The 16,727-nt window shown below is 65.3% G+C and carries 20 protein-coding genes; 8 read left to right on the top strand and 12 right to left on the bottom strand.

What is annotated here, in order from left to right; translation table 11 throughout:
• Positions 1-218: 218 nt before the first annotated feature.
• Positions 219-590 (top strand): PilZ domain-containing protein, encoded by a 372-nt coding sequence (locus KQ310_RS13950; protein ID WP_259722328.1) that lies wholly within the window; start codon positions 219-221, stop codon positions 588-590.
• Here the strand turns inward: KQ310_RS13950 and KQ310_RS13945 are convergent.
• Positions 541-1,335 (bottom strand): hypothetical protein, encoded by a 795-nt coding sequence (locus tag KQ310_RS13945; protein WP_259722327.1) that lies wholly within the window; start codon positions 1,333-1,335, stop codon positions 541-543. The two genes, KQ310_RS13950 and KQ310_RS13945, sit on opposite strands and share 50 nt — an antisense overlap.
• 867 nt (positions 1,336-2,202) lie before the next feature.
• Between KQ310_RS13945 and KQ310_RS13940 the strand changes: the two genes are divergently transcribed.
• Positions 2,203-2,565 carry a hypothetical protein gene (locus KQ310_RS13940; RefSeq protein ID WP_259722326.1) on the top strand — a complete coding sequence of 121 codons (363 nt, stop codon included), beginning with the start codon at positions 2,203-2,205 and terminating at the stop codon, positions 2,563-2,565.
• Positions 2,566-2,581: 16 nt separating this feature from the next.
• Here the strand turns inward: KQ310_RS13940 and KQ310_RS13935 are convergent, their stop codons facing one another.
• The 5 genes from KQ310_RS13935 to KQ310_RS13915 form a co-directional block, all read right to left on the bottom strand.
• On the bottom strand, positions 2,582-3,745 hold the full coding sequence (locus KQ310_RS13935) for an acetate kinase (protein WP_311134746.1): 1,164 nt from the start codon (positions 3,743-3,745) through the stop codon (positions 2,582-2,584).
• Between the two features lie 14 nt (positions 3,746-3,759).
• Complete coding sequence (locus tag KQ310_RS13930) at positions 3,760-6,210, bottom strand: phosphoketolase (protein WP_259722325.1); 2,451 nt, start codon at positions 6,208-6,210, stop codon at positions 3,760-3,762.
• Between the two features lie 195 nt (positions 6,211-6,405).
• On the bottom strand, positions 6,406-6,708 hold the full coding sequence (locus KQ310_RS13925) for a hypothetical protein (protein ID WP_259722324.1): 303 nt from the start codon (positions 6,706-6,708) through the stop codon (positions 6,406-6,408).
• Between the two features lie 158 nt (positions 6,709-6,866).
• A complete protein-coding gene (locus tag KQ310_RS13920) occupies positions 6,867-7,253 on the bottom strand; it encodes a thiol-disulfide oxidoreductase DCC family protein (RefSeq protein ID WP_259722583.1) in 387 nt (128 codons plus the stop codon).
• 80 nt (positions 7,254-7,333) lie between these two features.
• Positions 7,334-7,573, bottom strand: a complete 240-nt coding sequence (locus tag KQ310_RS13915; protein WP_399238429.1) for a hypothetical protein — start codon at positions 7,571-7,573, stop codon at positions 7,334-7,336.
• Between the two features lie 34 nt (positions 7,574-7,607).
• Here KQ310_RS13915 and KQ310_RS13910 point away from each other — a divergent pair, with 34 nt between their 5' ends.
• From KQ310_RS13910 to KQ310_RS13895, 4 genes are all read left to right on the top strand, one after another.
• The gene (locus tag KQ310_RS13910) at positions 7,608-8,087 is read left to right on the top strand and encodes a secondary thiamine-phosphate synthase enzyme YjbQ (protein ID WP_259722322.1); all 480 of its coding nucleotides are present in this window, start codon (positions 7,608-7,610) and stop codon (positions 8,085-8,087) included.
• Between the two features lie 8 nt (positions 8,088-8,095).
• Entirely contained in the window at positions 8,096-8,425 is a 330-nt protein-coding gene (locus KQ310_RS13905; protein WP_259722321.1) for a hypothetical protein, read from the top strand.
• 79 nt (positions 8,426-8,504) lie between these two features.
• Positions 8,505-8,789 carry a 4a-hydroxytetrahydrobiopterin dehydratase gene (locus KQ310_RS13900; protein ID WP_259722320.1) on the top strand — a complete coding sequence of 95 codons (285 nt, stop codon included), beginning with the start codon at positions 8,505-8,507 and terminating at the stop codon, positions 8,787-8,789.
• Between the two features lie 283 nt (positions 8,790-9,072).
• Positions 9,073-10,575, top strand: a complete 1,503-nt coding sequence (locus tag KQ310_RS13895; RefSeq protein ID WP_311134745.1) for an FAD-dependent oxidoreductase — start codon at positions 9,073-9,075, stop codon at positions 10,573-10,575.
• Positions 10,576-10,633: 58 nt separating this feature from the next.
• Here KQ310_RS13895 and KQ310_RS13890 read toward each other — a convergent pair whose 3' ends face one another.
• From KQ310_RS13890 to clpB, 3 genes are all read right to left on the bottom strand, one after another.
• Entirely contained in the window at positions 10,634-11,173 is a 540-nt protein-coding gene (locus KQ310_RS13890; RefSeq protein WP_259722319.1) for a hypothetical protein, read from the bottom strand.
• The gene (locus KQ310_RS13885; protein ID WP_259722318.1) at positions 11,173-11,328 is read right to left on the bottom strand and encodes a hypothetical protein; all 156 of its coding nucleotides are present in this window, start codon (positions 11,326-11,328) and stop codon (positions 11,173-11,175) included. The genes KQ310_RS13890 and KQ310_RS13885 overlap by 1 nt, the downstream gene beginning before the upstream one ends.
• A gap of 97 nt (positions 11,329-11,425) precedes the next feature.
• The gene (gene clpB, locus KQ310_RS13880) at positions 11,426-14,044 is read right to left on the bottom strand and encodes an ATP-dependent chaperone ClpB (RefSeq protein ID WP_259722317.1); all 2,619 of its coding nucleotides are present in this window, start codon (positions 14,042-14,044) and stop codon (positions 11,426-11,428) included.
• A 214-nt stretch (positions 14,045-14,258) separates the two neighbouring features.
• Here clpB and KQ310_RS13875 point away from each other — a divergent pair, with 214 nt between their 5' ends.
• Complete coding sequence (locus tag KQ310_RS13875; protein ID WP_259722316.1) at positions 14,259-15,041, top strand: hypothetical protein; 783 nt, start codon at positions 14,259-14,261, stop codon at positions 15,039-15,041.
• A 27-nt stretch (positions 15,042-15,068) separates the two neighbouring features.
• On the opposite strand, the gene KQ310_RS13870 is transcribed toward KQ310_RS13875, so the two are convergent.
• Entirely contained in the window at positions 15,069-15,410 is a 342-nt protein-coding gene (locus tag KQ310_RS13870) for a hypothetical protein (RefSeq protein WP_259722315.1), read from the bottom strand.
• Between the two features lie 227 nt (positions 15,411-15,637).
• Here KQ310_RS13870 and KQ310_RS13865 point away from each other — a divergent pair, with 227 nt between their 5' ends.
• On the top strand, positions 15,638-15,880 hold the full coding sequence (locus KQ310_RS13865; RefSeq protein ID WP_259722314.1) for a hypothetical protein: 243 nt from the start codon (positions 15,638-15,640) through the stop codon (positions 15,878-15,880).
• Here the strand turns inward: KQ310_RS13865 and KQ310_RS16065 are convergent.
• Both KQ310_RS16065 and KQ310_RS13855 read right to left on the bottom strand, forming a co-directional pair.
• Entirely contained in the window at positions 15,841-16,143 is a 303-nt protein-coding gene (locus KQ310_RS16065) for a Nif11-like leader peptide family natural product precursor (protein WP_399238625.1), read from the bottom strand. The genes KQ310_RS13865 and KQ310_RS16065 overlap by 40 nt on opposite strands.
• 200 nt (positions 16,144-16,343) lie before the next feature.
• The gene (locus KQ310_RS13855; RefSeq protein WP_259722312.1) at positions 16,344-16,685 is read right to left on the bottom strand and encodes a c-type cytochrome; all 342 of its coding nucleotides are present in this window, start codon (positions 16,683-16,685) and stop codon (positions 16,344-16,346) included.
• Positions 16,686-16,727: the final 42 nt, after the last annotated feature.

The following is a 16,727-nucleotide window of genomic DNA, read 5'->3' as shown; positions in this document are numbered from 1 at the left end:
GATGGCCCCTGCGGGCAACCAATCGTCCATGCAGGCAGCTCCCTGGCCTGCGATCGTAAGCGTGTTGATCGTGCACTCTCCAACGCGCACCTGTCCAGAAGGTGGGTTGTCACTGTGCTCAGAAGCAGGCATCACTGCCTTTCAGACAGTATAAGGGGGGCGCCGCCTACAGAACCGTAGGGTCGGCTGCCCGATACCGTCAGATCCCAACCGATTCCATGGTCGAGCAGCCCCGGCGAGAAGAGAGATTTCTTCTGCCGGCCATCACGATCTGGATCGGGGGGATCTTCACTGTCAACAACGTCCATCTCCACGGTCGACTCTGGGATATCAGCTGGTCGGGATGCTGCATGTTGTTTCCTCCTGGTGAAGGGGTGCATGCCGGCCAGAGGGGCTCCCTGTTGATCTCCCATCCCACCACCAGCAGCGTGATCCTGACCGCAGGCCTGGTGATGTGGGTGGACAGGGAAGCCGGTGGCACCTACGCCGGCTGCCGCTTCACCAAGAAGGTTGATTTCAACCAGACCTTTCTCAACGTGCTCATGGCTCCCCATGAGTCGGTCCGTCCGCCGGGGGGACGGCTGATCTGAACCCTCGGCGCCCGTCGATCCTCTGGCGAATGGCGATCCCCCACCAGCCGAGGCCGACAACCAGAAGTACCAGGATGGCGACCCACCACAGTCGGCCAGCTGCCAGCAGGACTCCAAGCCCCGCCAACAGGATGAGCCCCAGCAGGCGTCCCTGGCCGATCGAGGCGACCAATCGGGGCTGGATCTGCCCCCCCAGAGGTTGATGGAGGCGTTGATACGCCTGCCGGTGCTGTTGGATCGCACGCACCTCCCGGCGACCGGCCGGCGACTGCAGCCACTCCCGGAACGCAGTGTTGTGCCGCCCAACCTCCTCCACCTTGGCGGCGTAAGAGCGTTCATACGCCTCCACAAATCCTGGCCAGTCGGGATGGTCCAGAGCCCACTGGTGCCAGTGGGTGCTGCTGCCGCTCACCCGAGCGCGGGCACGCTCTGCCGCCTCACTGTGCAAGGCATCCATCCGTTCCGTTGCTGATGGGCCAGCGCCGCCACGGCGACGCAGTGTACCGCTTCTGGTATTCAGGACCCGACGCAGCCGGCGCCTGACGGTACCGCGACCAGAACCATCGCCCACGCGTTTGTCCTCTGCGCCAGTGATGTCGCGCTCGGGCTCCACCACATGGATGTCGTGCTGCATCAGGAACGTGCTGATCAGGGCCGAACGATCCAGCTGCGGCGGCATCTCCATCGGCTGGCGGCTGAGCAGGGGATAGTCGCCTCGATCCAGCCGTAGACGATCGCTGCCCATGCTCCAAACGCCCCGATCCACCAATCCTGTGCTGTCCACCCATCCTTAGCAGTGCTTCGAGAGAATGGATTCCTCCCAAGGCAGGCGTCATCGGGCCTCAGTGGCTGAGGGCCATCCCAGCAGTCCCCACAAACGCAGAAGGCCCGATGCAGGCAGCACCGGACCTCAACGATCAGCAGGACAAAATCGGCACCGAGGTTCGGGCCAGTTATCACTGCCTGTCTGTGTTATCAGAGGGTCAAGGTGTGACCCAATCGAAGCGCCGACAGCCTTTGCTGATTCAACCCAGGCCAGAATGGCGCGAGAAGACCAACAGCTCAGGTGCTTCACAATGAATTGTCTGAATCCTGATTCTGAGCTTGCAAACCTCCGGGGCTGTGCTGTCAAAACTGAAACGTTGACAAGAAGGCAGAAAGCAAACGACGGTGTTGAACGGTCAAATGAAACAACGAGAGCAGACGAAACAGAGCAACTGACTTGCGAACCTGGGGCCGGTGTGTCCAGGCGAACATCTGCTGGAGCCCAGGGGCACCTGTAACGATGCGAAGGGCGATGACGGATCCTGGATCCTGGCGATGTTCCCTGGCTCAGCCAGAGAAGAATCGGTCAGAAGACCAGAGATTCAAACCATCGTGCAGAGGGTGATCTTGGTGAGACTGTTGGAGCAGGACGCAGGATGTCAGCTGGCTCAGGACTGATGACGCGGTGGAGTTTCATCCATCTCTGGGCCTCCGAATCTTGATGGTTTCAGTATTGCTCCGCCCCCCAGCTCCGTCCATAGGTATTGATGCCTCAGCCTGTCCCGCTTCGCTGGGCCTGCCCCGGGCAAGGCGCTCCGGCAAGATTGGGAGGCCCTCGCCCCGAACCATGGCCCGCTTGATGGTGGTGCTGAAGCCCGTCGTCGCCTGTGCGGCCGGGGAGTTGATCCCCCAGCTTGAGCCGGTGCTGCAGGCCTTGGAGGCCGCCGTGGACGAGCGCAGTGCCACGCACCTGGGCGGAAGCTTCGTGCAGGCTCCCGTGGGCTTGAAGGTTCAGCTCTTCGGCGACGTGCAACCCCGCTCCGATGGCTACGAACTCGAACTTGTGTTGATGAGCGGCGAGCCCATGGCAGGAGGGTCCCGCAACACCCGACTGGCCCTCGAAGGTCTGCTGAGCGAGGTCGAAACACTGTCCCCAGGCCTGAAGGTGGTGTTCCGCTCCGATCGGGACGGCCCCTGCCGCCCCCGCTGAACCTGTCCAGCCCTGGCTACAGCGGAGGGTTGCCGGTGGCGGCCTGGCGGCAGCTGCGTGCCATCAGGCCTTCCTCATCGGCAGGCACCACGAGGATCTCCAGGGGGCGCAGCCAATCCAGGGATTCCTCCAGCTCCTGCCTGAGGCGGAGGTCGTGCTCGCCGATGCCACCGGTGAGCACCACCACATCCACCCCTGCCAGGCTGGCCGCCATCGAGCCGATGCCCTGCAGCAGGCGGTGACGAAACACGCCGATCGCCAGTTCGGCCCCCTGATGGCCGCGAGCCGCAGCCTGGCGCAGCTCTTCCATGCTGCCGCTCAGTTCCGACAGGCCCTGCAGCCCACTGGCCCCCTGTAGCTGCCGCTCGAGCTCGTCCCCATCCACGCCCAGCCGCAGCAGATGCAACAGCAGGCCGGGATCGACGCTGCCGCTGCGGGTCGCCATCACCAGGCCCTCCAGGGGCGTGAAGCCCATGGTGGTGTCAATGCTGCGGCCGCCACGGATGGCGCAGAGGGAGCAACCGGCGCCGAGATGGCAGCTGATCAAGCGGATCGGCAGGCTCCGCTGCCCGCCCATCCGTTCCTCCACGACCTCGGCCACATGCTGGTGGTTGAGGCCATGGAAGCCATAGCGCCGCAGACCCAGCTCCCGCCAGACGCGGGGCAGGGCATAGGTGCTCGCCACCGGGGGCAGGGTGCTGTGAAACGCCGTGTCGAAACAGGCCCACTGCTCAAGCCCACCAAAACGGTCCGCCAGCCAGCGGATCACCGCCACGGCGGGGCCGTTGTGCAAGGGCGCTAGGGGGATCAGCTCCTCCAGGGCAGCGATCAGCTGTGATCCGATCCGGGTGGGCTGCCGGAAACGATCCCCGCCATGCACCACCCGATGGGCGACAAACGCCAGCTGCGGGCTCCAGGATTCCAGCCGCTTTGCCAGCCAGCCGTCCAGGGTGGAGCACCACAGAGCCTCCCCCTGCGCGGCAGGCTCCGTCAGAGCGCCGCTGGCAGCCCAGGCTGTCTGGTCGCGCCACAGCACCTGCCCGAGGGCGTCGATCAGACAGGCCTTGAGGCTGGAGCTGCCCGCGTTCAACACCAGCACCAGTCCCTCCAGCTCACCCGAGGGCTGAGAGTCAGGCGCGATCCAGGGCCTGGCAGCGTTGGAGGCGGGGGAGATCGCCATGACGGGTCCTGCGGTCAGGCCTCCAGCGGCAACGACCAGCGCCAGTCGGTGACCTCCGGAGAATCCATGCCGTGCTCATGGGCGTATTCGCGGTTGGCCAGGATCGCCTCCTTCATCCGCTCCTTGACATGGGCGGAGCGATAGCCCAGGCCAGGAACCCGATCAATCACGTCGATCACCAGGCTGAAGCGATCGATCTGATTGTTCATCGCCAGCTCCAGGGGCGTGTTGATGTTGCCCTTCTCCTTGTAGCCGCGCACATGGATATTGGGGTGGTTGGTGCGGCGGTAGGTGAGGCGGTGGATCAGCCAGGGATAGCCATGGAAATTGAAGATCACGGGCCGATCCGTGGTGAACAGGCTGTCGAAGTCCCGATCGCTGAGGCCATGGGGATGTTCCAGAGGATCGGTGAGGGCAAAGAGCTTCACCACATTCAGGACCCGGATCTTGAGCTGGGGAATTTCGCGCCGCAGGATCTCCACCGCCGCCAGGGTCTCCTTGGTGGGGATGTCGCCGGCACAGGCCATCACCACGTCAGGTTCGTCGGGTGCAGTGCCGAAGTCGTCGTTGCTGGCCCAGCTCCAGAGGCCGATCCCTTTGGCCACATGCTGGCGGGCCTGCTCGTAGTTGAGATACTGCAGATGCTTCTGTTTATCGCAGACGATGATATTGCAGACATTCGTTTCCAGCATCGCCTCCTGCGCCACGGCCAACAGGCAGTTGGCATCCGCGGGCAGATAGACCCGCACCACCTCGCCACTCTTGTTGCCAGCCAGATCAATGAAGCCGGGATCCTGGTGGGTGAAGCCATTGTGATCCTGCCGCCAGACGGTGGAGGAGATCAGGCAGTTCCATGGACCGATCGGAGCCCGCCAGGGGGCATGGTGAATGCAGGATTCCAGCCACTTGGCGTGCTGGTTGAACATTGAGGCAATCACATGAGCAAAGGCTTCGTAGGTATGAAAGAAGCCATAGCGTCCGGTGAGCAGATAGCCTTCCATCATGCCCACCAAGGTGTGCTCACTCAGCATTTCCACCACGCGCCCTTCGCGGCTGATCTCGGTGCCGTTGAGATCTTCCGGCAGAAACTCTTCCATCCAAACCTTCTTGCTCACTTCATAGATCGCCTGCAGGCGATTGGATGCGGTTTCATCCGGTCCGAACACCCGCACGTTGTCGGGATTGGTGGCAATGGCATCACGCAGCAGCTCGCCGAGCGGATAGGTGTTCTCCGCTTCGCTCTGGCCCGGTGCCTGCACCGGAACCGCGTAGGTCTGCGAATCAGGCAGACGCAACTTCCGCCGCAGCAGGCCGCCGTTGGCATGGGGATTCGATCCCATCCGCCGCCGGCCCCGCGGGGAGAGGGCCTGCAATGCAGGATCAAGCCGGCCCTCCGCGTCAAACAACTCCTCGGGTCGGTAGCTGCGAAGCCAATCCTCCAGCTGACGCAGCTGGGCAGGATCGTGGCGGGGCTTGGCCAGCGGCACCTGGTGGGATCGCCAGAACCCTTCCAGCTTCTTCTCCCCCAGATAGGCGGGACCGGTCCAGCCCTTGGGTGAACGCAGCACGATCATCGGCCAGGCCGGCCGCGTCGCTTCGCCACTCCTGCGCGCCTCGGCGCGAATCGCCAGGATGGTTTCAATCGCCTGATCCATCGCCGCCGCCATGAGCTGGTGCATGGCCATGGGGTCATCTCCCTCCACGAACAGAGGGTTCCAGCCATAGCCCCGCATCAGACTCTCAAGCTCCTGGCGCGGGATCCGGGCCAGCAGGGTGGGATTGGCGATCTTGTAGCCGTTCAGGTGCAGCACCGGCAGCACGGCGCCGTCATGGATCGGGTTGAGAAATTTGTTGATGTGCCAGGAGGTGGCCAGCGGTCCCGTTTCTGCCTCGCCATCGCCCACGCAGGCCAGGGCGATCAGATCGGGGTTGTCGAACACCGCCCCGCAGGCATGGGAGAGCACATAGCCCAGCTCACCCCCCTCATGGATCGAGCCGGGGGTTTCCGGGGTGCAGTGGCTGCCGATGTGGCCCGGGAAGGAAAACTGCTTGAAGAAACGGGCCATCCCCTCGCCGTCCTGCGACTTATCGGGATAGATCTCGCTGTAGCTTCCGTCCAGATAGGTGGGAGCCAGCACCCCGGGGGCCCCATGGCCGGGACCCGAGAGGTAGATCATGTCGAGATCGTGGTGGCGGATCAGCCGGTTGGCGTGGGCCCAGATGAATGCCTGCCCAGGACTGGATCCCCAGTGGCCCAAGAGGCGGTTCTTGATGTCCTCCGGCCTTAACGGCTGGTGCAACAGCGGATTGCTGCGCAGATAGATCATGCCCACCGCCAGATAGTTGGCGGCGCGCCACCAGGCATCCAGCAGCTCCAGTTCCTGGGAGGGATTCACGTCCTCCGGCGGTGCATCGGTGCCGGCGACCACCGGAGGGAGGGATGTGGCTTGAGCTGGTGTGGCCATCACGAAGCTGAGGGGATCTCTCCACAGGATGGTCGCGTCCTCAGAGGACGCCGCAGGATCCCTGGGTTCATCAGCCTTGCCTGACCAAGGAGGAGGGGCCATTCATGCCATGGCTCGACCGGTGTCCTGGGAAGCAGGCGCAGCATGGTCGAGGTGGTAGCCAATCCGCTCGATGGCCCTGAGCCACCTCCTGCATCACCTGATGGCGGAGAGCCCAGCCCAGTCTTGCTGCACGGCCCTGATCACCCCACCGTCGAGAAGAACGGCAAACTGCTGCCGTTCTTCCACAAGCTGGCTGGAGCCGATCAGGGTGGCCAGGCGATCGGGCTCCTCCTCGCAGCGCTCGTGCAACCGCTGCAGATGGTCGAGATGGCTCTGATCGAGGTGGGTCTCGGTGCGGTCGAGATCGGCCTGGAGGTTGGCGAGCTGGCGTGGCCGCCGTGGGGGCGGCTGGAGAGCAGCCGGCAGACCGGCTCCCCGTAGAGACCGACGCAGCATCTCCAGCAGTTCGCGCAGCTCCTGCTCAACCGCGCGGCCTGCCTGATCGATGGCCAGGCGAGCATCATCAGGCGGGTCCCCACGTCGATCGATCCAGCTTGTGAAAGTGGCCTGTTGCCGCACATTGATGTTGCGCGCGTCCTGCAGGACATGCCGCGTCAGAGGCGGCAGCGACCCTCGCGTTCACAACAGAGCTGATCGAGGGACGGACGGCCGGTGAGCCGCAGCCGCCAGCGGGCCCAGAGGCGATAGAGGCCATCGGCGATCCCACGCAACAGCGGCCAGCGGCTGGGGGCATAGAGCCAGCCCAGCCCCACCAGCTCATAGGCCCGCCGAAAGACCTCCACGTCACGCACCACCTCACCAGTGACGGTCAGTCCATGGATGCGTTCCATGGCGTCGCGATAGCTGATTGCGCCGTGGCTGGAGGGGTCGTAATCGACCGCAGCGACATCGACAAACGCGAGACGACCGCGGTCACCATCACGGCCACCCAGGACGCGCACCTCCCGCAGGCAGAGCGGACAGCCTCCGTCGTAGAGGATCGTGAGGTCTGCAGCAGCGGCACCGGGGGCGGGGAGTGGGAAGCCGGGATCGCTGGTGACGGCCTGAAGAGGGGTCTGGCTCACTTCTTGCGGCAATAGCTCCCACCCACGTTCATCCAACCTTCCGGGCAGGCCTCACCGTTGGTGGGCTGCACGGTGTAGTTCATCAGCCCCAGGGTGCTGCACTTGCCATTGAGCGTATCGACGTAGCCCATCGGGCAGATCGAGCCGAGCTTGGGCACCACCCGCTGGGCCTGAGCCGGCAGGGCCTGCAGCGCCAGAACCGAAAGGCCAAGCATCCATGGAAACGGATTGCGCATCGAGGGATTGGGAGTCGGCTTCTGATCCGATGCTATGCAGCGCAACCGCCCGATTCGATCCGTGCTCCGCCAGAGCCTGCACCGCCTCAGCGTCACCACCTGCGGCGACGGCTTCACCGATCTCACCGCCAACCTGCAGCACACGATCGCCAGCAGCGGCCTGCGCACCGGTCTCGTCACCCTGGTGGCCCTGCACACCAGTTGCAGCCTCACGATCAACGAGAACGCCGACCCGCGGGTGCTGACGGATCTGGCCGCCCACCTGCGGGCGCTGGTGCCGCGCGAAGGGGCCCGATCCCTCAGCGGCCGCGGCGAGCTGCGCCCCTACCTGCACGACGACGAGGGGCCCGATGACATGCCCGCCCACATCCGAACCGCCCTCACCACCACCAGCCTGGGGCTGTCGTTCGACGCTGGCCGGCTGGTGCTGGGCACCTGGCAGGCGATCTACCTGTGGGAACATCGCACCGCCCCCCAACAGCGGCATCTGAGCGTCCATCTGATCGGCTCCTGAGGCACCCCATGGCGGATCCCCTCGTTCTGGAACTGGCGGCCCTGCGCGCGGAGATCGCCTGCCTGCGGCAGGTGATGAGCTCCCTCGTGCAGGCCCTGGAGCGCCACCCTCCGCAGACCGCCGCGTCCCATCCCGCCGTCTCTTCAGCCGTCTCAGCCGCGGTCCCCGCAGCGCTCCCCGCCACGGCCGCCTCCACCTCCCAGCTGCTGGCACGGCGCAACGCCGAACGTCTCAACGGCGAGGTACGGCGCCGCACCGCCCTGGGGCTGGATCCCGCCGATGACACGGAGGTGGATCTGCTGATCGATCGGCTCCATGATCTGGCGGATCCCGCCTGACGGCCCCGGCCACGGCGAGGGGGCGCCTTCAAGCCGGTCGCTTGCGCCAAGCTGGGTTGTGACCGCCCCTTGACGTCCCATGGCCGCCGCTCGCCTCAGCCCGGAGCAGATCAGCGCCCTGGCCAGCGAGCTGCCCGGCTGGAGCCTCGTGAACGGCAAGCTGCACCGCGACCTGCGCTTCGCCGACTTCAACGAAGCCTTCGGCTTCATGGCACGGGTGGCCCTGATCGCCGAAGCCATGGGCCATCACCCTGAGTGGAGCAACGTCTGGAACCGGGTGGTGATCGACCTGACCACCCACGATGCGGGGGGCCTCTCCGATCTGGATGTGGAACTGGCCCGACGGATCGGGACGCTCCTCTGAGCCTCCGCCGGTCTGTCCCAGGCGGTGCTGGGTTCCTGCCGGCAGAGTCTCAGCGACGACAGCTTTCCGGCGACCGCCTCCCGAAGGCCGCTTTCCTACGGCCACCTTCAGACGTCCGCCTCCCGGAGGCCACCTTCCGGAGGCCGCCTTCCGAGGGGATCGGATCGACATCCCTGGGGAGGCTGCCATGCCATAAGTATTGTCAACAGACGCTGCAGCGCCCCTCAGGCCCCGAGCAAACCCCCGGCATTCCCCTAACACTGGCGTCAGTCACTGGGGAGTCATGGCAGTTTCACGGCGCTTCTTTCTGGGGGCGGCCACGGGTGGGCTTGCCGGAGCCGCCGCGATGGCCCCCTCGGCCGGCCGGGCACAGACCGGCAGCCAGACCGCTGGCCAGGGCGCCGCACCCTCCTCCGTCGACGTGGTGGTGATCGGTGCCGGGGTGTCCGGCCTGATCGCCGCGCGGGAGCTGGAGCGCCAGGGCCGCACCACAACGGTTCTGGAGGCCCGCGGCCGCATCGGCGGGCGCTGCGTGCGCCAGCAGACCATCCAGAACTGGTGGCTCGACCTGGGCGGCCAGTGGATGGGCAAAACCCACGTTCGCTTCCAGTCCCTGGCCAAGGAACTGGGCATTCGCACGTTTGACAGCTACTTCGAAGGCAAGACAGTTCTGATCTGGAACGGTCGCAAAGTGGTGGCTCCCATGCTCGGCGACTGGGCGGGCACTTTCCTGGATGTGGCCTACGACGATCTCCCCGTGCCTGTGAAGGATCGGGAGGCCGCCCGGCAGCTGCACCGCGACTTCCTCCAGCTGGCGCAGACCGTCGATGCGGAGCGACCCTGGCTGACGCCGGGCGCCCGGGCTCTCGATGCGCAGACGATCGACAGCTGGATGCGCAGCCGCACCGACTCGGAGCTGGCCCATTACATCCTCAAGTGGTACACGCGGGTGGGAGGCTCCGGTGGGTTCGAGCCCGCCGATTCCTCGATCCTGCACCTGGCCCAGACCCAGAAGGCTTCCCCCCAGGCAGAGACCCCGGAAGTCTGGCTGCTTTACGGGGCGGCCGGACAGATGCCCAGCCTGCTCGCCGCTCAGATCAAGGGTCGGATCCGCACCAACGCCGCTGCCCAGGTCGTGGTGCGTCAGGCTGATGGCCGCTACCTGGTTCACGCTGCCGATGGAAGCCGCCACAGCTGCCGTGCCGTGGTGGTGGCGCTGCCGCCGGCCCTGCGTACGCGGATCGTGTTCGAGCCCGGCCTGCCCGCCAGGGTTTCGGGCCTGATGCAGCGCTCACCCATGGGCTCGATGTTCAAGATCCTCACCGTCTACCCCACGGCCTGGTGGCGTGAGCAGGGTCTCAACGGCTACGCCCAGGGCAATCTGCCCACCGTCGAGCTAACGGCCGATTCATCGCCGCCCTCGGGAACCCCCGGAGTTCTGGCCTCCTTTGTGGCTGCCGATCGTGCCGTCGCCCTCGGCCTCAGGAACGCCCGGGAACGCCGCAGCGCCGTCCTGGCGGACCTGGTGGAGTTCTGGGGGCAACGGGCCGGAGAGCCGGCGGACTACGTGGAGACCAACTGGGGACAGGAAAGCTGGACCACGGGGGCCTTCACCTCCTACATGACGACGGGGGCCTGGACGAGCTTCGGTCCTGCCTGGCGGGAACCGGTGGGCCGCATCGTCTGGGCGGGCACCGAGTCCTCAACCCGATGGGCGGGATTTTATGAAGGTGCGATTCAGGCGGGTCTCGACGCGGCCGCCACCGTCCAGTCGCTGCTGTCCTGAGCCATCTGGCCTCCGGCCCGCAGCTCCCCCGGCCCGATGCCCCCCCGACCGGATCGGTTCAGCCCAGACCGGATCGGTTCAGCCCAGACCTGATCAGTTCCGATCGGTTCAGAGCAGGTTCAGACGCTGGGCGAGGCGCCTGGCCACCTGGGCGCCGCTGTGCAGGCCCCCCCGAAAACACGGTCAGGCAGGCGGGATCCCGTGGCCGCCGGCGCTGCCCATCAGTAGCGTGCCAGGTTTCGCCCACCGGCGTGTCGCTGAGGGCATCAGGGCCCAGCCCCTCCTCGAGCCAGAAGGGCCGATCGACCACCGAGAAATACTTGATGGCGGGGCCGGCATAGGGGCGCCAGCCGTCGAGCCGCTGACCGCTGGCGGTGCTGAGGCGTACCCCGTCACCGCGCAGGTCGAACGTCTCAACCGGCGCGCGCAGCCGCAGTCGCTGGCGCAGCGGTAGATCTCCGACTCGCTCAGCGCCCGCGAGGGGAGGGTCGGCATGGAAGCGCCGCAGCCGCTCCCCCAGGAACCTGAGCTCCGCAGCCCCAGGCCGCACCGAGGCCAGCCGCGCGCTGAGGGTGTCGGCGTCGGCGAAGCGGCGCATCACACCACCGGCTCCCGCTCCGGTCCCAGGCGGGCCACCCGCAGGTAGACATTCGGCGCCAGTCGGCGGTTGAGCCTCAGCTCCTCCTCGCACCAGTGGCGCCGCAGCGCAGGGGTCGAGTAGTCGAGCAGGCCCCAGAGGTGGATCGGCTTCATGCGCATGAAGGCGTGCCGGGCGGTGAGGTTGACGACGCTGATGTGAGCCTGGACCGTGCGTCGCTCCCGCCGCCGCCCCTGGTCAGGGCCCCCGGGCTCACACCAGCGCCGGCAGCCGGGCCGGTTCGGTGGCGCTGAACCGCAGCCGCTCCTCCACCACCTCCACCTGGATCGTGCTGCCCTCGGGGAAAGTGCCGGCCAGGATCGCCTTGGCGATCGGCGTCTCAAGGTGGCGCTGGATCGCCCGCTTCAGGGGCCGGGCCCCATAGACCGGGTCGTAGCCGATCGCGGCCAGCCAGTCGAGGGCCACCTCGTTCAGGCTCAGCCCCAGCTTGCGGCCCTCCAGCCGCAGGCGCAGGCGCTGCACCTGCAGCTCCACGATGCGGCGCAGCTCCTCGGAGCGCAGGCTGTGGAAGATGATCGATTCATCGAGGCGGTTGAGGAATTCGGGGCGGAAGTGGCCGCGCAGGGCCTCATTCACCCGCTTCTCCATTTCGCCATGGCGGGCGGGATCGCCGGCCAGATCGAGAATCGAGGCACTGCCGATGTTGCTGGTGAGAATCAACACGGTATTGGTGAAGTCCACCGTCCGTCCCTGACCATCGGTGACGCGGCCGTCGTCGAGGATCTGCAGCATCACGTTGAACACATCGGGGTGGGCCTTCTCCACCTCGTCGAACAGGATCACCGCGTAGGGCCGGCGCCGCACCGCTTCGGTGAGCTGACCACCCTCTTCGTAGCCCACATAGCCCGGAGGAGCTCCGATCAGGCGGCTGACGGCATGCTTCTCCATGTACTCGCTCATGTCGATGCGCACCATCGCCTCCTCCGAATCGAAGAGTTGCGAGGCGAGCGCCTTGGACAGCTCCGTTTTGCCGACGCCGGTGGGACCAAGGAAGAGGAAGCTGGCGATCGGCCGGTTCGGATCACTCAGGCCAGCCCGGGAGCGCTGAATTGCATCGGCCACTGCCGTGACAGCCTGCTGCTGACCAATCACGCGGGTGTGCAGATCCTGCTCGAGGTTGAGCAGCTTCTCCATCTCGCTCTGCACCAGCTTGGCCACCGGAATGCCGGTCCACTTGGCGATCACCTCAGCGATGTCGTCTTCGGTGACCTCCTCCCGCAGCAGGGTTTTCTCCCCATCACCGGCGTTGAGCACGGCCTCCTTGGCAGCTAGCTTCTTGTTGAGTTCAGCCAGGGTGCCGTATTCGAGTTCGGCAGCCTTGTTGAGGTCGTAGTTGCGCTTGGCCTGCTCCACCTGCAACTGAACCTGCTCGATCTCCTCCTTGATCGCACCGAGTTCATCGATCGAGCCCTTCTCCGCCTGCCACTGGGCATTGAGGGCGCTCTGCTGCTCACTCAGATCCGCCAGCTCCTTCTCGAGGCGCTCGAGCCGATCCTTGCTGGCTGGATCGGATTCCCGGCCGAGCGAGAGTTTCTCCATCTCCAGCTGCAGGATGCGGCGATCGAGTTCATCGATCTCCTCGGGCTTGGAGGTGATCTCCATCTTCAGGCGTGCAGCGGATTCATCCACCAGGTCGATGGCCTTGTCCGGCAGGAAACGATCGGCGATGTAACGACTCGACAGCACGGCGGCGGCCACCAGGGCGTTGTCGGCGATGCGAACGCCATGGTGTACTTCGTAGCGCTCCTTGAGGCCCCGCAGGATCGAGATCGTGTCCTCCACCGTGGGCTGATCCACGAACACCTGCTGGAAGCGGCGCTCCAGGGCCGGGTCTTTCTCGATGTGCTGGCGATGCTCATCCAGCGTGGTGGCACCGATGCAGCGCAGCTCGCCCCGGGCCAGCATCGGCTTGAGCAGATTGCTGGCATCCATGGCGCCACCGGTGGCACCGGCCCCCACCACGGTGTGAATCTCGTCGATGAACAGCACGATCTGGCCCTCGGAGGCAGTCACCTCCTTGAGCACGGCCTTGAGCCGCTCTTCGAACTCGCCGCGGTACTTGGCACCGGCAATCAAGGCACCCATATCGAGGGAGACGAGCTGGCGGTTCTGCAGGGCCTGGGGCACATCACCATTGACAATGCGCTGGGCCAGACCCTCGACGATGGCGGTCTTGCCGACGCCGGGTTCACCGATCAGGACGGGATTGTTCTTGGTGCGGCGCGACAGGATCTGAATCGTGCGGCGGATTTCCTCGTCGCGGCCGATCACCGGATCGAGCTTGCCTTCACGGGCTGCGGCCGTGAGATCGCGGCCGTACTTCTCCAGCGACTCATAGGTGCCTTCGGGATTCTGGTCGGTCACTGTCTGGCTGCCGCGCACGGCTTCAATACTGGCCTTCAGCGTCTTGGCCTCGACGCCGCACTGGCTGAGCAGCTGGCGGCCGCAGCGATCATCCGCCACCAGGCCCAGCAGAAGATGCTCGATCGAAATGTAGTGGTCGCCGAAATCGGCCTTGGCCTGATCGGCACGGTCAAAGCAGGCATTCAGCGCCTTGCCCAGATACACACTCTCGGGGGCAGCCCCGAGGCTGGGCTGAGACCCCAGAAAAGCCTCCACCTTCTGGCTGAGGGTTCCCACATCCACGCCGGCCTTCTCGAGGATCCGGCCGGCCAGACCCTGCTGGCTCAGCAAAGCCGAGAACAGGTGCTCGGTTTCCATCTGCTGCTGGCGCTTCTGCTGGGCCAGCTGCTGGGCCGCCACGACGGCGCCCCAGGCCTTCTCGGTGAACAGCTCAGCGGTGGGATGCATGGCGAGACCTTCCTGATCGGGTGCTTGAGAAAACCGTATGGGCAGACAACAGAGCCCAGGGAGAGGAGCACCGAACCGGATCGGTCGGTGCTCCTCCTTCAGGTTGGGCAGGCCGTAGCGAAATGGCGAGAGAACCGATCCGGGAGGGACCCGTGTCGAGTGGCGCCTGCGAGGCCAGATAGGCGAATCGCACAATCGTGGCTAGCTGTGGTGCATGAGTGTGCGCACTCCGGTCTCCCGTCGCTTTGCTCCCGCCATGGCCCGTCTGCCGCGCCGCTGCTTATCCGGAACCCGCTGGGCTGGAGTCCTGGCCCTGGTGGCAGTTCTCAATCTCTCGGTGATCAGTGCCCAGGCCCGAGGTGGCGGCGGCGGCGGTGGCGGCGGCCATGGGGGTTGGGGCGGTGGAGGCGGCGGCTACCACTTCAGTGGTGGTGGAGCGGCCTGGCATGGAGAGAGCGACGCCTGGCGCGGCGGCTACCGGGGGTACCACCCGATGTACGGCCCTGGCGCACGTCCAGGTTGGGACAACAACGACTTCAACCGAAATCTGAACGTCGAGAATAATTTCTATAACCGCCCCTACAACGGCTGGCATTCCAACTGGGCCAATGGCGGCTATTGGAACAACCGACCCTGGAACACCGGCTGGTTTGGCTGGCAACCCTCCACCTGGGGCTGGTGGGGTGACAATGCAGCCGCCTGGGGCGTCGCCGGACTGGCGACAGGGGCTGCCATCACCAGCCTGGTGAATGCGGCCTCACAACAGCAATCACCCGTGATCGTGGTGCCCCAGACCAGCATCCAGCTCAACTACGGCTCTGTGGATCCGGTTGGCACCTACGGAGTGAGCTTCAGCTACTCCATGGACGATGGCGCCACCTTGATGGGAGCGGCCAACTGCCAGGCCGGGCTGTTGAACGGCCAGGTTCCTGACACCGTCGACCAGGCGCAGCTGCTCAATACCGTCTGCCATGTGGCCTACGGCAGCGGCAGCTGAGAAGCCGGCTTGCCGCAGCACGGAAGCTCAACGGGCAGCCGGCGCTATGGGGGCTCCTGCTCCCGGAGGGGTCAGCTGGAAGGCGCCGCTGTCACGCGGGCACAGACGAGTCGGACAACCATTAGGGCCATAGATGGCATCGGCCTGGGAGAGGCAGCCGAGGGCGTTCTTGGAGGCAACCTGGCTGGGCCTGAGCCGCAGGGGCTGAAACAGGGACTGGCTCTTGGGAACCACCAGGGGACAGGGTGGGTAGGCGGGCAGGCCCTGGACGGCGTAGGGCTGGTTCTGGGCCAGGGCGGATGCCGGCCGCAGCAGGGGCAACAGCGCCGCCGCGACCAGCAAGCTCACCAGGCCTGAGCGAAGTCCCATCGTCCACATCAAGGGCCACTCTGGGCATGATGGGCCGGATTGGCGATCCTGTGGGGGTTGCCCTGCCAGGTCCGAGCCATTTGTGTCGGAACTAACGGTGTCAGAACCAACTCAGGCGACAACCAGCGTGTTTGCAACGAAGCCAAACGAAGCCAACTGCATCCAAGGTCTCTGAACTCAACGTCCCCGAACTCAACGTTTCTGAACCCATCGTCTCTGCAACCACCATGTCTTCAAGCCCTCCGCCCAAGCCAGACCTGGCAGAACCCCCTGTCCCCGACGCGCAACTGGTGAAGGATCTGGTCGAGGCCTCGCGGGCCTTTGATGCCACGGCAGCCGATCCAGAGAGGAACTGCTGGATGGCCGTTCATCAACACGTGCATGGCGTGCTTCCCAGCGAATACGACATTCGCGAGGTACCCGAAGAGCTTTATCTGGCGGTGCTCGCCTGCCGTCGCGCCGCCAGCTGAGCGGCCTGACTGGGCAACACCGGAGCGGAACCCCACAGCGGCCCGATCGCCGAGACCCTGCTGGCTTCCAGGAAGCTGGCGGCATGATCAGCCGAACGGGCATCCTGCAAATCCGTGACCTGAATCTCGTAGCCGCGCAAGCGTGCCTTGCCAACCACAGCACTCCAGCTCTGGCCCGCGGCGAAACAATCCCTCAGTTCCTCTCGAAGGGCGGGATCGCGTTCGGCATCGGCAACCAGCCGGATGAGTTGCTCTCGTGACATCGCCTGGATTCCCTGGCTGAGGTCAGGATGACGGGCCACTCAAACCGGTGCCAGCCATCGACATCAACGGCAATAGGCCGATCACCGGTCGAGGATCGAAGGGTAAATCGGAGGGGAAAACAAGAAAGGTGTGATCGAGGCAAACGATTGCCTGATCACACCCGAATTGAGCTCGTGATTGGCGAGAAGCCAGAAGCAGATCAAGCCCAGCCCTTAGAGGACATCTCTTCAACGTAAGCGGCAACATCCGCGATGTCGGTCTCGGTCAGCTTGCCGAGGAACGCCGGCATAGCGTTCTTGCCCTTGGTAACTTGAGCGGCAATGGCCGCTTCGTGACCGCTGCTGTAGTCAGCCAGGTAGGCCTCAAGGGCATCCTGCTTGAGAGTGCGCTCAGCGTTCACAACGTTGCCGCCACCCATGTGGCAGGCCGCGCAGTTGGCGGAGAAGATCTGGCCACCATGGGCCGCATCGGCGGCGAAGCTTGGTGCTGCCCCGAGCACCAGCGCCAGGCACAGAGCAAGCAGGGAGAATAGACGGCGCATCAAAGCAGGTGCAACCAGACAAAACTAAGGGGCAGGGGTCGG

It is taken from the genome of Synechococcus sp. CS-1328 (genome assembly GCF_025128095.1).
In the GTDB taxonomy this organism is placed as follows: domain Bacteria; phylum Cyanobacteriota; class Cyanobacteriia; order PCC-6307; family Cyanobiaceae; genus CBW1002.
Note: the sequence above shows the minus strand (reverse complement) of the source record. Positions and strands in the feature narration are given on the sequence as shown.